This window comes from Polaromonas sp. CG_23.6 (genome assembly GCF_029892315.1).
Lineage (GTDB): Bacteria > Pseudomonadota > Gammaproteobacteria > Burkholderiales > Burkholderiaceae_C > Polaromonas.
Window position 1 is genome coordinate 1,766,301 of sequence record NZ_JARXUY010000001.1, and the last position, 13,820, is coordinate 1,780,120.

Below are 13,820 nucleotides of genomic sequence, written 5' to 3' on the forward strand. Positions count from 1 at the left end.
TTGCATTGCCTACGGTGTGTATTCTGGCCATTTTTTGAACTGGCAATTTGTTCGTTGTTTACCTTTCTCCGGAGCCCATCCCCCCCATGAAAAAACTTGTACTGGTGACCGCCATTTCAGCGCTTTTGCTGGCCGCTTGCGGCAAAAAAGAAGAACCGGTGGCGGTTGTTCCCGCGCCTGCGGCTGTGGCTGCAGCCCCGGCGCTACCGGTCAATGCCGAGGAGAAGGTGCTCAATATCTACAACTGGCCTGACTACATTCCCGAAGGCATGACAGCCGCCTTTGAAAAGGAAACCGGCATCAAGGTCAATTACGACACCTTTGAAACCAATGAAGCCCTGCATGCCAAGCTGGTGGCTGGCAACACCGGTTATGACATCGTTGTGCCGGGTACCGTGTTTGCCAAGTCGCAGATAGAAGGCGGGCTGCTGCAGCCGCTGGACAAGGCCAAGATTCCCAACCTTGCCAATCTGGAGCCGGCCATCATGGACACCCTGACCAAGGCCGATCCAGGCAACAAGTACCTGGTGCCCTGGGCCTGGGGCTTCACCACCGTGGGCATCAACAAGACCAGGGTGGACAAGGCGCTGGCCGGCATGCCCATGCCGGAAAACGCCTGGGACCTGGTGTTTGACCCCAAATACACCGCCAAGCTCAAATCCTGCGGCATTGCCTACCTGGATTCACCCACCGAAATCATTCCGGCGGCGCTGCACTACATCGGCAAGGACGCCTATTCGAACAACCCTGCCGACTTCAAGGCAGCCGCCGAAATGCTGTTCAAGGTTCGCAAGGACGTGCGCCTGTTCAGCGCCACCATGATCGATGATGTGGCCGGCGCCAAAGCGTGCGCGGTCATCGGCTGGTCGGGCGACATCAACATCGCCGCCAACCGCGCCAGGGAAAACGGCTCGAAGGACGTCATTGAAGCCCTGCTGCCGAGCACCGGCGCATTGCTTTTCGCCGACACGATGGCCCTGACCAAGGACGCCAGGCATCCAAACAACGCCCAGGCTTTCATCAATTTCTACCTGCGTCCCGAAAACGCTGCGTCGGTGACCAACACGATGAACTATCCCACCGCCAACAAGGCAGCGATTGCCCAGATCAAGCCGGAGATTTCAGGCAACAAGACCATCTTTGTCGAGCCCGCGTACTTCAGCAAGATGATCGCGCCCAGCAGTTTCACCAACGAAGCCCGTGAAGCCCTGGCCAACGCCTACAACAGCGTCAAAAAAGGCCGGTGACGTCAATTTCCCGTGCCTGACATCAGCACTTGGGACATGCCATTGGCCCTGCTTTCAGTGTTGATGGTGGTGCGGCAAGCAACCAGCGGCATCACGCTACTGAATCAATAGCTGGTTAGGTTTGCTGGTATTGCGGAAATAGCCTTTTTGATGATGAAATTGAGTTTTTCAGTCAGATCAATGAGGCTGTGGATTCCGAAGTACAAAAAAACGCAGGAACGGATGCATGGCAGAAAACGATGGAAAAGCGGGCTACCTGGTCACCGAGAAACTGGTCAAGCGCTTTGACGAGGCGCTGGCGGTCGACGAGGTGTCGCTGTCGGTGAACCGTGGCGAGATTTTCGCGTTGCTGGGCAGTTCAGGCTGCGGTAAATCCACTTTGCTTCGCATGCTGGCGGGCTTTGAGAAGCCCACCTCGGGCCGTATCCTGTTGGGTGGCGAGGACGTGGCCGGGCTGCAGCCCTATGACCGTCCCATCAACATGATGTTCCAGTCGTATGCCTTGTTTCCGCACCTCGATACCTGGGAAAACGTTGCTTTCGGCCTCAAGCGCGAAGGCCTGCCCAAGGCCGACATTCAGCAGCGGGTAGGCGAAATGCTGGATCTGGTGCAACTTGGCGCGTTTGCCAAACGCAAGCCGCACCAGCTCTCCGGTGGCCAGCAGCAGCGGGTGGCGTTGGCCCGCAGCCTGGCCAAGCGGCCCAAGCTTTTGTTGCTTGATGAACCACTGGGCGCGCTGGACAAGAAGCTGCGCGAACAGACCCAGTTCGAACTCGTCAACATCATCGAGAAAGTCGGCGTGACCTGCGTGATGGTGACCCACGACCAGGAAGAAGCCATGACCATGGCGGGCCGCATCGCCGTCATGAGCAAGGGCAGGGTGTTGCAGGTGGGCACGCCCGAAGAGGTGTACGAGCATCCGGCCAACCGCTTTGTTGCAGACTTTATTGGCAATGTGAATATGTTTGAAGGCCGCCTCAGCGTGGACGAGACAGACCGCTGCGCCGCCATCACCGGTATCGGTGAAATCCAGGTCGGCCACGGCGTGAGCGGCTCATGGAACATGCCACTGGCCATTGCCGTGCGGCCCGAGAAAATCGAAATCAGCAAGCAGCGCCCCGATGTGGACCGCAATGTCTTCACCGGAAAAGTCCAGGAAATTGCCTACTTTGGCTCTTACAACACCTACATCGTCGTGGCAGTCGACGGCTCCCGGGTGCGCATCACCGAAGCCAATACCTCGCGGCAGGACCTGAGCAACATCACATGGGAAGACAAGGTGTTTTTCTGGTGGGACGACCGCGCCGGCATTGTGCTGCGCGATTAAAGGAGCCCACCAACGCCATGGCCGCTTCACGCTTTCCCATGCCCGGAAAACGCTTCGTGATCGGCGTGCCTTATCTGTGGCTGATCGTTTTTTTCTTCCTGCCCTTCCTCATCCTGCTGTACATCAGCTTTGTCGACATGGGCAACGACATCAATCCGTTCAAGCCTCTGTGGGATTCGCAATCCGGCCTGCTCAAGCTCAAGTACGAGAACTACGGGTCGATTTTTCGCAGCAGCGAAGGTGGCGCGCTGTTCCAGACGCTTTACGTCGAGGCTTATTTGCGATCGCTCTGGTATGCGCTGTGCACCGCCGTGCTGTGCCTGGTTATCGGCTACCCGTTCGCCTATTTCATTGCGCGATCGCCGTCAAGCGTGAGGCCTGCTTTGTTGATGATGGTGATGCTTCCATTCTGGACCTCGTTCCTGCTGCGCGTCTATGCCTGGAAAGGCATCCTGGCTGACCAGGGCGTGTTCAACCGGGCGCTCATGGCGCTGGGATTGACGGCTGAACCCCTCCAGCTTCTCTACACCGATGTGTCCATGATGGTAGGCATGACCTACGTCTACCTGCCTTTCATGGTGCTGCCCCTTTATGCCAATCTGGTGAAGATGGATTTCCGATTGCTGGAAGCGGCTTATGACCTGGGCGCTTCGCCGTTCAAGTCCTTCTGGCTGGTCACTGTGCCGCTGTCTCGGGCTGGCATCGTCGCCGGCTTTATGCTGGTGTTCATTCCATGCGTGGGCGAGTTCGTGATTCCTTCGCTGCTGGGCGGGCCTGAAAACATCATGATCGGACGCGTGGTCTGGGATGAAATGTTCACCGGCAACAACTGGCCACGGGCGACGGCGCTCGCGGTGGTCATGATCGGTCTGATCGTCGTGCCATTGGCGATTTACTACCATTACACCGGCGATGCGGCCGAGCCAGGGAAGTAACCCGGCCATGAAAAGCATGATGGAAAAGCACTTCGGCAAGCTGTGGCTGGCACTGGTTTACCTGTTCTTGTACCTGCCGCTGATTTTCATGGTCGTCTTTTCGTTCAACAGCACCCGCCAAGATGCGGAATTCACCGGGTTTTCGCTGCGCTGGTATGAGGCATTGACGCGCGATACCAAGATCGTCGACGGCTTCTGGCTTTCGCTGAAAATCGCCTTGGTGTCCGGCCTGCTTTCTGCCACGCTGGGCACGTTTTGCGCTTTTGTCCTGGTGCGGTATCGCCGTTTTCCAGGCCGTACCACCTTCTCCGGCATGGTCAACGCACCGCTGGTCATGCCGGAAGTGGTCATTGGCCTGTCGCTGCTCCTGTTGATGGTCGGTGCGCAAAATTTTCTGGGATGGCCGCAGCGCGGCATGCTCACCATTGTCCTGGGCCATACGCTGCTGGGCATGGCGTATGCCATGGTGGTCGTCCAGTCAAGACTGCTGGAAATGGACCGCTCGATTGAAGAAGCTGCCATGAACCTGGGCGCACGGCCGCATCAGGTTTTTTTCCTCATCACGCTGCCGAATATCTTCCAGGCCGTGCTGGCGGCTTTTCTGCTGTCTTTCACCCTGTCTTTCGATGATGTGGTGATTGCCGAATTTTTATCCGGTCCCGGCGTCAACACGCTGCCGCAAGTGATCTTTGGCTATGCGCGACGCGGCATTAACCCGACCATCTATGCGGCCGCGACACTGCTGATTGCCACTGTGACAGTGGTCATCGTCAGCTACAGCGTCTGGGTGGCGCGGAAAACCCGGCAGCGCGAACGCGAAATTGCCGCTGCCAACCGGACCTAATTCATTGAGTCAAATACTGTTTAGACCTGTCATAGGTCTAATTCGTGGCTCAACTGATAGCTTGGATGTCGTCAACCCGAGTTTAATTTTTTCACAAGGCAAAAGTTTTTATCACAAGACGAAATAAAGGCAAAAGCTGCTTGTGATTAATTTGCGCAATGAAGAACTAAATTTCGTATAGTGAAATACAAATCTAAGTAGTTGATTTTTAAAGAAATATATAGTCTTATATAAGACATAAGATTGTGTTTAAGTCTTGTAGAAGACTTAGAATAAACCCACTTATTTTTTTCTACTAATGGAGTTCACCATGCCACAAAGCTTTACCGAACAACTCAGTCGCGAACAGCAAATTGCCGCCCTTGAAAAAGACTGGGCAACCAATCCACGCTGGAAAGGCATCAAGCGCGGCTACAGCGCAGCCGACGTGGTTCGCCTTCGCGGCTCATTCCCAATCGAGCATACGCTGGCTCGCCGTGGCGCTGAAAAGCTCTGGGGTCTGGTGAACAACGAGCCTTACGTTAACTGCCTCGGCGCGCTGACCGGCGGTCAGGCGATGCAACAGGTGAAAGCCGGCGTCAAAGCCATTTATTTGTCAGGCTGGCAAGTTGCCGCCGACAACAACGGTTATGCCGCCATGTACCCTGACCAGTCGCTGTACCCAGTGGACTCGGTGCCAAAAGTGGTCGAGCGCATCAACAACACCTTCCGCCGTGCCGACGAAATCCAGCATTCCAAGGGGATTGACGCAGGCGACGCCGGCTACATCGACAACTTCGCGCCCATCGTGGCCGATGCCGAAGCAGGTTTCGGTGGCGTGCTGAACGCGTTCGAGCTGATGAAAGCCATGATCAACTCCGGTGCGGCCGGCGTCCACTTTGAAGACCAACTTGCTTCCGTCAAGAAATGTGGCCATATGGGCGGAAAAGTGCTGGTGCCTACGGCAGAAGCCTGTCAGAAGCTGATCGCTGCCCGCATGGCTGCTGACGTTTGCGGCGTGCCTACCTTGGTGATTGCCCGTACCGATGCCGAAGCCGCCGACTTGCTGACCAGCGACTACGATGAAAACGACAAGCCCTTCATCACCGGCGAGCGCACCGCTGAAGGTTTCTACAAAACCAAAAAAGGCATGGATCAGGCGATTTCCCGCGCTGTGGCCTACGCTCATTACGCCGATCTGGTGTGGTGCGAAACCGGTACGCCCGACCTCGAGTTTGCCAAGAAATTCGCCGATGCCGTGCATGCGGTGCACCCCGGCAAGATGCTGGCCTACAACTGCTCCCCTTCGTTCAACTGGAAGAAGAACCTGGACGACGCGACCATTGCCAAGTTCCAGAAAGAACTCGGCGCCATGGGCTACAAGTACCAGTTCATCACGCTGGCTGGCATCCATTCCATGTGGTACAACATGTTCGACTTGGCGCAGGACTACGTGGCGCGCGGAATGACAGCTTATATCGAGAAGGTGCAAGAGCCCGAATTCGCAGCCCGCAGCCGCGGCTACACTTTTGTGTCGCACCAGCAGGAAGTCGGCACCGGCTATTTCGACGAAGTGACCACCGTGATTCAGGGCGGCAAGTCCAGTGTGACCGCGCTGACCGGCTCGACCGAAGAAGAGCAGTTCCACTGATCGTCTGAGACGAAGACCCCAAGCGGGGCTTCCAAGTCATCCCCTTCAAAAAGGCCAGCGACTTTCGTCCTGGCCTTTTTTAACGTTTATCGAATCCAGCCGCCGCCTCGCAGGTACCAGTTGCCGTGCAAGCCCGGGCTCCACTGGTGGGCTTGCCAGCGATAACCGGGCCGTGCGTAGTCGTAGCGCCCTGGTACCCATTGGTGACGTCCGCCTGACCAGCCCCAGTAGCCACCTATCCAGACAGCGCCTGCAAACGGCACCACTGGAATGATTTCGACATAAGGCGGCGGCGGTGCGACGCCCACCACGATCTCGGGCTGCACTGCCGCTGGCTGGACGTAAACTGTGCGAGGGTGCGGCGCCACCACGCACGCCGACAGTGTCAGTGTGGCTATCGCGCAAACGACAACGATACGAAAAATCGGTCTTGAATTCGTCATGTATTTCCTGGGTTTGATCAACTCAAAGCGCTTGAGGCGCGCTTTGATCAACGCGCCTTTGTGTGGGCTGGCCGACGCACGGCAAACCAGCCAGCGCTTCTTTACCGGAGTTTTACAAGACGTTTGTTATTGCCGGAAGATCAGGGCGGCCAGTTAGAATCGATCATTCAGTGTTGTCGATCCGGCAACGATTTGCAATCGCCGTAAATCCGTTGCATCTCATTTTCCCCTCCCATTTTTTGCCCTTTGCCATGATCCAGATAACGCTTCCCGATGGTTCCCACCGCGACTTTGCCCACGCACTGACCGTGGCCGACGTGGCTGCGTCTATCGGCACCGGCTTGGCCAAAGCGGCCCTGGGCGGCAAGGTTGACGGTAAGTTGGTCGACACCAGTTTCCTGATTGAAAAAAACAGCGCACTGGCCATCGTCACCGCCAAAGACGCTGACGGCCTAGAACTGATACGCCACAGCGCGGCTCACTTGCTGGCTTATGCCGTCAAGGACTTGTTTCCAGAAGCGCAGGTCACCATTGGTCCGGTAATTGAAAACGGGTTCTACTACGATTTTGCCTACAAGCGTCCATTTACCCCCGAAGATTTGCTGGCGATTGAAAAGCGCATGACAGCGCTGGCGGCTATTGACGAGCCGATTACGCGCCGCGTGTTGCCGCGCGATGAGGCGGTGGAATATTTTAAAAGCCTGGGTGAGCATTACAAGGCCGAAATCATTGCCAGCATCCCGGCCGATCAGGATGTGTCGCTTTACAGCGAAGGCGCGTTTGAAGACCTGTGCCGCGGTCCCCACGTGCCCAGCACAGGCAAGCTCAAATTTTTCAAGCTCATGAAGGTGGCCGGTGCCTATTGGCGCGGCGATCACCGCAACGAGATGCTGCAACGTATTTATGGCACGGCTTGGGCCACCAAAGACGAGTTGCAACAGTATTTGACGATGCTCGAAGAAGCAGACAAGCGCGATCACCGCAAACTGGGCAAGGAACTGGATCTGTTCCATATTGACGACCATTCGCCAGGCTTGGTGTTCTGGCATCCCAAGGGCTGGACGGTTTGGCAGGGCGTAGAGCAATACATGCGCAAGGTCTATCAGGACAACGGCTACCAGGAGGTTAAAGGGCCGCAACTCCTGGACAAGACGTTGTGGGAAAAAACTGGCCACTGGGACAAATACCGCGACAACATGTTCACGACCGAGAGCGAAAAGCGTGATTTCGCTCTCAAGCCAATGAACTGCCCTGGCCACATTCTCATATTCAAGCAGGGCATCAAAAGCTACCGCGATTTGCCATTGCGCTATGGTGAATTTGGGCAGTGCCACCGCAACGAGCCAACCGGTGGCCTGCACGGCATCATGCGGGTGCGCGGCTTCACTCAGGACGACGGCCACATCTTTTGCACCGAAGAACAGATTCTGAAAGAGTGCGTCGATTACACGACGCTGTTGCAAAAGGTCTATACCGACTTTGGCTTCAAAAACATTATTTATAAAGTTGCAACGCGGCCCGATGCCCGTATTGGCTCCGATGAAAGCTGGGACAAGGCCGAGGCCGCACTGATCGAAAGTCTGCGCGCCTCAGGCTGCGAGTTTGAGGTTTCGCCGGGCGAGGGTGCGTTTTACGGTCCAAAGATCGAATACACACTGAAAGATGCCATTGGCCGGCAGTGGCAGTGCGGCACGATCCAGGTCGATTTCTCGATGCCCGAGCGGCTGGATGCAGAATATGTCGGAGAAGATGGTGCGCGCCATCGGCCTGTCATGCTGCACAGGGCGATTGTTGGGAGCCTGGAGCGATTCATCGGAATTTTGATCGAAGAACATGCCGGCGCACTTCCCACATGGTTGGCGCCAGAGCAAGTTTCTGTGCTGACCATTACCGATTCCCAAGCTGATTATGCAAAACACGTTGCTAAAACGCTGCAAAATCATGGTACTAGGGTCAACCTTGACTTACGTAATGAGAAAATTACGTATAAAATACGTGAACATTCATTGCAGAAGCAGCCTTACATCCTAGTTATAGGTGACAAGGAAATGGCCGTAGGCGCAGTTTCAGTGCGTGCCCGGGGCAATAAAGACCTTGGCGTAATGTCCCTCGATGCGTTTGTCCAACAAATTGCCTCCGACATTGCACAAAAAGCCTGATCCTAATAAATTTTTTGAATAAAGTCTAATTCCCTTGATGGGTATATGTAAGCAGCTATAGCTTTTATAGCAAATATTGAAGGATTCCCACCATCGCTACAGAATTTCGTGACCGCCGTCACCGTGAAGAACGCAAGCACCGCTTGAACCGTGAAATCATGGCCCCTGAAGTACGCCTTTCCGGGCCAGACAACGAACCTTTGGGCGTCGTGAGTCTGATGGAGGCGTTGCGTCTGGCCGGTGAAGCGGACGTGGATTTGGTTGAGATTTCTCCTACTGCCATGCCGCCTGTTTGTAGGTTGATGGATTACGGAAAATTCAAGTACGCTGAACAGAAAAAAGCTGCAGAGGCCAAGTCCAAACAAAAAGTCATCGAAGTCAAGGAAGTTAAGTTCCGGCCAGGCACCGATGACGGCGACTACAACATCAAGATACGCAACATCAAGCGTTTTCTAGATGATGGCGATAAATGCAAGATTACGCTGCGCTTTCGTGGTCGAGAAATTACGCACCAAGAACTGGGTTTGGCCTTGCTGGCACGAATTCGTGACGAATTGGCGGATTTGATTTTGGTGGAGCAGTTTCCAAAGCTTGAAGGCCGGCAGATGGTCATGATGATTGCCCCAGGACGAAAAAAAGTTGCTTCCAAGGTATCGGCAGAGGTCGCGTGAGTACTGACAGATAAGCAGGGTTGCCGGTTTCAGTAAGAAGGCTTCCTAAAAATAACAAAGGTGCATCTGAACGATGTTCCTGTGAGCTTAGGTCTTAACCGGGCTTTCGAAAGTGACGGAACAAAAGCCGTTGCGCCAATGGCAATTGTCAAATCTTGCCATTACAAGTGGCTCGGGGCCATCAAGTTTGCGAAAGTTTCGCAGCGCCTCACGAGCACAAACGAAAAGGAGCATATACATGCCCAAAATGAAGACCAAAAGCGGCGCTAAGAAGCGTTTCCGCGTTCGCCCAGGTGGTACCGTCAAGCGTGGCCAAGCCTTCAAACGTCACATTCTGACCAAGAAGACCACCAAAAACAAACGCCAATTGCGTGGTTCGGTAGCTGTTCATGAGACCAATATGGGTCATATGGCACAGATGCTGCCAGGCCGTGGCATTTAATTTAACGACGAACAAGGAGTAATATATGCCTCGCGTCAAACGTGGTGTAACGGCTCGCGCCCGCCACAAAAAAGTTTTAGCCCTTGCAAAAGGTTTTCGCGGTCGCCGCGGTAATGTCTTCCGGATCGCTAAAGAAGCGGTAATGAAGGCCGGGCAATACGCCTACCGTGACCGTCGCAACAAAAAACGTGTTTTCCGCCGTCTGTGGATTGCCCGTATTAATGCCGCAAGTCGTTCATTTGGACTGACTTACAGCCAGTTCGCCAATGGCCTGAAAAAAGCCGGCATCGAGATTGACCGCAAGGTTCTGTCCGACATGGCGATCCATGACAGTGCTGCTTTTGGCGCTATCGTCGAGCAGGCCAAAGCCAAGCTGGCCGCCTGATTTTCAGGAAAGTACGCTATTAAATAAATAGCTACTTGCGTAGGAAAATAGAGGGCTGGAGCTTGAAAAGGCTCTGGCCCTTTTTTCATGGCCTTTTGTGTAGCGTCTTCGTCATGGTCATATGACCAAAAATAACGCTGATGTGTTTCTTCCTGCACCCGTACAAGAGAACTTATGAACGACGCCGATATCCTCAATGAACTGATCGCTACTGCCAAAACCAATTTTTCCCAGTCTGCAACGCCTGCGGATCTGGAAAATGCCAAAGCACAATTTCTTGGTAAATCAGGCCGCATCACCGAATTCATGAAGGGTATGGCGCAGCTTTCGGTGGAAGAGAAAAAATCCCGCGGTGCTGCCGTCAATCTTGCCAAACAAGCGATCGAAACCGCTTTGAATGAGCGGCGCCAGGCGCTTGCGAAAGCAGAGCTCGAAAAGCAGTTAAAAGCCGAAGCGCTTGATGTAACCCTACCCGGCTGCCAGCGTGTGCAGGGCGGCTTGCACCCTGTATCGCTTACGCTGGAGCGGATTGAAGACATCTTCGGCTCCATGGGTTTTGATGTAGCGCAGGGCCCTGAGATTGAAACCGACTGGTTTAACTTTACAGCGCTCAACACACCAGAAGACCATCCTGCGCGATCGATGCATGACACTTTTTATGTCGAGGGCGGTACGGAAAATGCGCCTAATTTGCTGCGTACCCATACCAGCCCAATGCAGATCCGCTATGCCGTCCAGCATGTCAAAAAACACCGGGCGTTAATCGACGCTGGTGGCCGCATGCCTGAAATTCGTGTGATTGCCCCGGGCCGTACTTACCGCGTTGACAGCGATGCGACACATTCGCCGATGTTCCACCAGTGCGAAGGGCTGTGGATTGGCGAGAACGTGAGTTTCAAGGACTTGAAGTATGTGTTCACGTATTTTTGCCGCACCTTTTTTGAGAGCAACGATCTGGTGCTCCGCTTTCGCCCCAGTTTTTTCCCGTTCACCGAGCCAAGCGCAGAAATTGACATTCAGTTCCAGTCGGGGCCGCTGTCGGGTCAATGGCTAGAAGTGGCAGGTTCGGGACAGGTGCACCCAAATGTGGTGCGCAACATGGGACTCGATCCAGAAAAGTACATCGGTTTTGCATTTGGCATGGGGCCGGACAGGTTGACCATGCTGCGCTACGGCGTCAATGACTTGCGCCTCTTCTTTGATGGCGACATCCGCTTCCTGTCGCAGTTCCAGTCATAACAACAAGAACAGCAAACGAAAGAACAAGGCCACACCATGCAATTTCCAGAATCCTGGTTACGCGAATTTTGCAACCCACCCATCAGCACTGAGCAACTCGCTGAAACCCTGACCATGGCAGGACTTGAAGTTGAAGAGCTCAAGCCGTTTGCACCTCCGTTCAATCTCATCGTGGTCGGTGAAATCATGGAAGCTATGCAGCATCCCAATGCCGACCGCCTGCGCGTGTGTCAGGTTGATGTGGGTCAAGACAAATTGCTCACCATCGTCTGCGGAGCGCCCAATGCACGAGTCGGTATCAAGGTGCCTTGCGCACTGGTAGGGGCTGAATTGCCTCCTGGCGAAGATGGCAAACCTTTCCCGATCAAAATTGGCAAACTGCGAGGTGTGGAGAGCGAAGGCATGCTGTGCTCGGCACGGGAACTAAAGCTTTCAGAGGACCATGGCGGCCTTTTGGAACTGGCCTCTTATGCGCCAGTGGGGCAAGATATCCGAGTGCATCTCAAGCTGGATGACACCTTGTTCACTCTCAAGCTAACGCCCAATTTGGCGCACTGCCTGAGCATCTACGGGGTGGCCCGTGAAGTTGCAGCACTGACGGGTGCTGCCTTGAAAACGCTGTCTTTTCCTGCAGTCCGGGTTGGCAATCAAGACACATTGGCTGTCAAGGTAAGCGCGCCCGACCTGTGTGGGCGCTTTTCAGGCCGTATAGTACGCAACGTGAATCCGCAAGCGGTGACACCATCATGGATGATTGACCGCTTGGCGCGCTGCGGCCAGCGCAGCGTGACGGCGCTGGTGGACATTTCCAATTATGTGATGTTTGAATTGGGCCGACCCAGCCATATCTTTGACCTTGACAAGATTCAAGGCGGGCTGGATGTTCGCTGGGGAAAGCAAGGGGAGACACTCACGCTGCTAAACGGCAGTACCGTCGCGGTCGATGAACGGGTTGGCGTAATTGCCGATGACCATCAGGTTGAATCGCTGGCTGGCATCATGGGAGGCGATGCCACTGCAGTGTCTGATGACACGAAAAATGTATATGTTGAAGCTGCATTTTGGTGGCCCAAGGCAATTGCAGGGCGATCACGCCGCTACAACTTCTCCACCGATGCCGGCCACCGTTTCGAGCGCGGCGTCGACGCCGGAAAAACCGTGGATCATTTAGAACGCATCACTAAACTCATCCTCGACATTTGCGGAACGCCAGAGACGGTCTGCGGGCCGGTTGACGACCTTAAGGTCAACCTTCCCAAGGCTGTGCCGGTCACCATGCGCGTGGCGCGTGCAGCCAAGGTCATTGGCATGCCGCTCACGCAGGCGCAATGTCAAGATGCACTGGTGCGCCTGGGACTGGATGTCAAAGCAGGCGATGGCACGTTGACCGTGACGCCACCAAGCTATCGTTTCGACCTGCAAATAGAGGAAGACCTGATTGAAGAGGTGGTGCGCATTGTTGGTTATGAGCAGTTGCCGCAAACGCCGCCGCTCGCCCCTATCACTCCTCGACTTCGTTCTGAAACTGAACGCAGTCCGTTTGCCGTACAACGTGCCCTAGCTTTGCTGGGTTACCAGGAAACCATCAATTACAGCTTTGTCGAGACGCGCTGGGAAAACGAACTGGCGGGCAATCCCAATCCCATCAAACTGCTCAACCCGATTGCCAGCCACATGAGCGTCATGCGCTCGTCGCTGTTGGGATCGTTGCTGCAGGTGCTCAAGTTCAACCTGGACCGTAAGGCCTCGCGTGTCAATGTCTTTGAAGTGGGCAGGGTGTTTCTGCGCGACCCGCAAAGACAAGATACAGATACAACCGTTTCTGGATTTAACCAGCCCATGCGGGTTGCGGGGCTGTCCTATGGCCCACGAGCTGCGCTGCATTGGAGACAGGCTGATAAAAGTGTCGATTTTTTCGATGTTAAGGGAGATGTTGAAGCCTTGCTGGCACCGCTTCAACCTGTTTTTACACCTGCATCCCATCCTGCCATGCATCCGGGACGGTGCGCCAGCGTATCTGTTGCTGGAAGAAAGATTGGCTTTGTTGGTGAACTGCATCCGCAGTGGCGACAAGGTTACGAGTTCTCACAGGCGCCCCTGCTGTTTGAACTGGAACTCGATGCTGTTCTGCGGCGTCATGTGCCGGTTTTCAAGGCTGTCAGCAAGTTTCAGCCTGTCGAGCGGGATATTGCTGTGATCGTGCAGGAAAGTGTTAGCCATGAAGGGCTCATGTCTGCAATTCATAATGCCGAAACGCAAGGCTTACTCAAGAAGGCGACCTTGTTTGATGTGTACCGACCGCAGCAAGCCAACCTGAATGTCCAACTGGGTGAAAAAAGTCTGGCAGTGCGTTTAGTCCTTTCAAGCGATGCGGCCACTTTGACTGAAGAGTCGATTGATGCAGCGGTTCAGAACGTTGTGGCAATGCTGCATTCCCGGTTCCAAGCCCGCCTGCGCGCTTAAGTCTTCAATAAAAACGATTTCAAGCCAACAATAGC

General features: G+C 54.6%; 12 protein-coding genes. 11 read left to right on the forward strand and 1 reads right to left on the reverse strand.

Features of this window, described 5'->3' with window-relative positions; translation table 11 throughout:
• Positions 1 to 86 precede the first annotated feature (86 nt).
• The 5 genes from H4V98_RS08300 (at position 87) to aceA (ending at position 5,983) form a co-directional block, all read left to right on the forward strand.
• Complete coding sequence (locus H4V98_RS08300) at positions 87 to 1,247, forward strand: extracellular solute-binding protein (RefSeq protein ID WP_196861792.1); 1,161 nt, start codon at positions 87 to 89, stop codon at positions 1,245 to 1,247.
• A gap of 226 nt (positions 1,248 to 1,473) precedes the next feature.
• Positions 1,474 to 2,574, forward strand: coding sequence for a polyamine ABC transporter ATP-binding protein (potA, locus tag H4V98_RS08305; protein ID WP_196861793.1), 1,101 nt, complete (start codon positions 1,474 to 1,476; stop codon positions 2,572 to 2,574).
• Between the two features lie 17 nt (positions 2,575 to 2,591).
• Positions 2,592 to 3,509, forward strand: coding sequence for an ABC transporter permease (locus H4V98_RS08310; RefSeq protein ID WP_196861794.1), 918 nt, complete (start codon positions 2,592 to 2,594; stop codon positions 3,507 to 3,509).
• Positions 3,510 to 3,516: 7 nt separating this feature from the next.
• Complete coding sequence (locus tag H4V98_RS08315; RefSeq protein WP_196861795.1) at positions 3,517 to 4,353, forward strand: ABC transporter permease; 837 nt, start codon at positions 3,517 to 3,519, stop codon at positions 4,351 to 4,353.
• Between the two features lie 310 nt (positions 4,354 to 4,663).
• Positions 4,664 to 5,983 (forward strand): isocitrate lyase, encoded by a 1,320-nt coding sequence (gene aceA, locus H4V98_RS08320; protein ID WP_196861796.1) that lies wholly within the window; start codon positions 4,664 to 4,666, stop codon positions 5,981 to 5,983.
• An 86-nt stretch (positions 5,984 to 6,069) separates the two neighbouring features.
• Here aceA and H4V98_RS08325 read toward each other — a convergent pair whose 3' ends face one another.
• On the reverse strand, positions 6,070 to 6,426 hold the full coding sequence (locus H4V98_RS08325) for a hypothetical protein (protein ID WP_196861797.1): 357 nt from the start codon (positions 6,424 to 6,426) through the stop codon (positions 6,070 to 6,072).
• A gap of 251 nt (positions 6,427 to 6,677) precedes the next feature.
• Between H4V98_RS08325 and thrS the strand changes: the two genes are divergently transcribed.
• From thrS to pheT, 6 genes are all read left to right on the forward strand, one after another.
• Positions 6,678 to 8,585, forward strand: a complete 1,908-nt coding sequence (gene thrS, locus H4V98_RS08330; protein WP_196861798.1) for a threonine--tRNA ligase — start codon at positions 6,678 to 6,680, stop codon at positions 8,583 to 8,585.
• Between the two features lie 83 nt (positions 8,586 to 8,668).
• Positions 8,669 to 9,256 carry a translation initiation factor IF-3 gene (gene infC, locus H4V98_RS08335; RefSeq protein ID WP_196861844.1) on the forward strand — a complete coding sequence of 196 codons (588 nt, stop codon included), beginning with the start codon at positions 8,669 to 8,671 and terminating at the stop codon, positions 9,254 to 9,256.
• 238 nt (positions 9,257 to 9,494) lie between these two features.
• Positions 9,495 to 9,698, forward strand: coding sequence for a 50S ribosomal protein L35 (gene rpmI, locus H4V98_RS08340; RefSeq protein WP_011802230.1), 204 nt, complete (start codon positions 9,495 to 9,497; stop codon positions 9,696 to 9,698).
• Between the two features lie 25 nt (positions 9,699 to 9,723).
• A complete protein-coding gene (gene rplT, locus H4V98_RS08345) occupies positions 9,724 to 10,083 on the forward strand; it encodes a 50S ribosomal protein L20 (protein WP_196861799.1) in 360 nt (119 codons plus the stop codon).
• Between the two features lie 174 nt (positions 10,084 to 10,257).
• On the forward strand, positions 10,258 to 11,322 hold the full coding sequence (pheS, locus tag H4V98_RS08350) for a phenylalanine--tRNA ligase subunit alpha (RefSeq protein ID WP_196861800.1): 1,065 nt from the start codon (positions 10,258 to 10,260) through the stop codon (positions 11,320 to 11,322).
• 36 nt (positions 11,323 to 11,358) lie between these two features.
• Positions 11,359 to 13,785 carry a phenylalanine--tRNA ligase subunit beta gene (gene pheT / locus H4V98_RS08355; RefSeq protein ID WP_280757430.1) on the forward strand — a complete coding sequence of 809 codons (2,427 nt, stop codon included), beginning with the start codon at positions 11,359 to 11,361 and terminating at the stop codon, positions 13,783 to 13,785.
• Positions 13,786 to 13,820: the final 35 nt, after the last annotated feature.

What these genes read in the sequence shown, in the direction of transcription:
- H4V98_RS08310 (WP_196861794.1), top strand. Translation starts at nt 2,592, where the DNA reads ATGGCCGCTTCACGCTTTCCCATGCCCGGAAAACGCTTCGTGATCGGC.
- H4V98_RS08325 (WP_196861797.1), bottom strand. Translation starts at nt 6,426, where the DNA reads ATGACGAATTCAAGACCGATTTTTCGTATCGTTGTCGTTTGCGCGATA.
- pheT (WP_280757430.1), top strand. Translation starts at nt 11,359, where the DNA reads ATGCAATTTCCAGAATCCTGGTTACGCGAATTTTGCAACCCACCCATC.
- rpmI (WP_011802230.1), top strand. Translation starts at nt 9,495, where the DNA reads ATGCCCAAAATGAAGACCAAAAGCGGCGCTAAGAAGCGTTTCCGCGTT.
- H4V98_RS08300 (WP_196861792.1), top strand. Translation starts at nt 87, where the DNA reads ATGAAAAAACTTGTACTGGTGACCGCCATTTCAGCGCTTTTGCTGGCC.
- pheS (WP_196861800.1), top strand. Translation starts at nt 10,258, where the DNA reads ATGAACGACGCCGATATCCTCAATGAACTGATCGCTACTGCCAAAACC.
- potA (WP_196861793.1), top strand. Translation starts at nt 1,474, where the DNA reads ATGGCAGAAAACGATGGAAAAGCGGGCTACCTGGTCACCGAGAAACTG.
- H4V98_RS08315 (WP_196861795.1), top strand. Translation starts at nt 3,517, where the DNA reads ATGAAAAGCATGATGGAAAAGCACTTCGGCAAGCTGTGGCTGGCACTG.
- thrS (WP_196861798.1), top strand. Translation starts at nt 6,678, where the DNA reads ATGATCCAGATAACGCTTCCCGATGGTTCCCACCGCGACTTTGCCCAC.
- aceA (WP_196861796.1), top strand. Translation starts at nt 4,664, where the DNA reads ATGCCACAAAGCTTTACCGAACAACTCAGTCGCGAACAGCAAATTGCC.
- rplT (WP_196861799.1), top strand. Translation starts at nt 9,724, where the DNA reads ATGCCTCGCGTCAAACGTGGTGTAACGGCTCGCGCCCGCCACAAAAAA.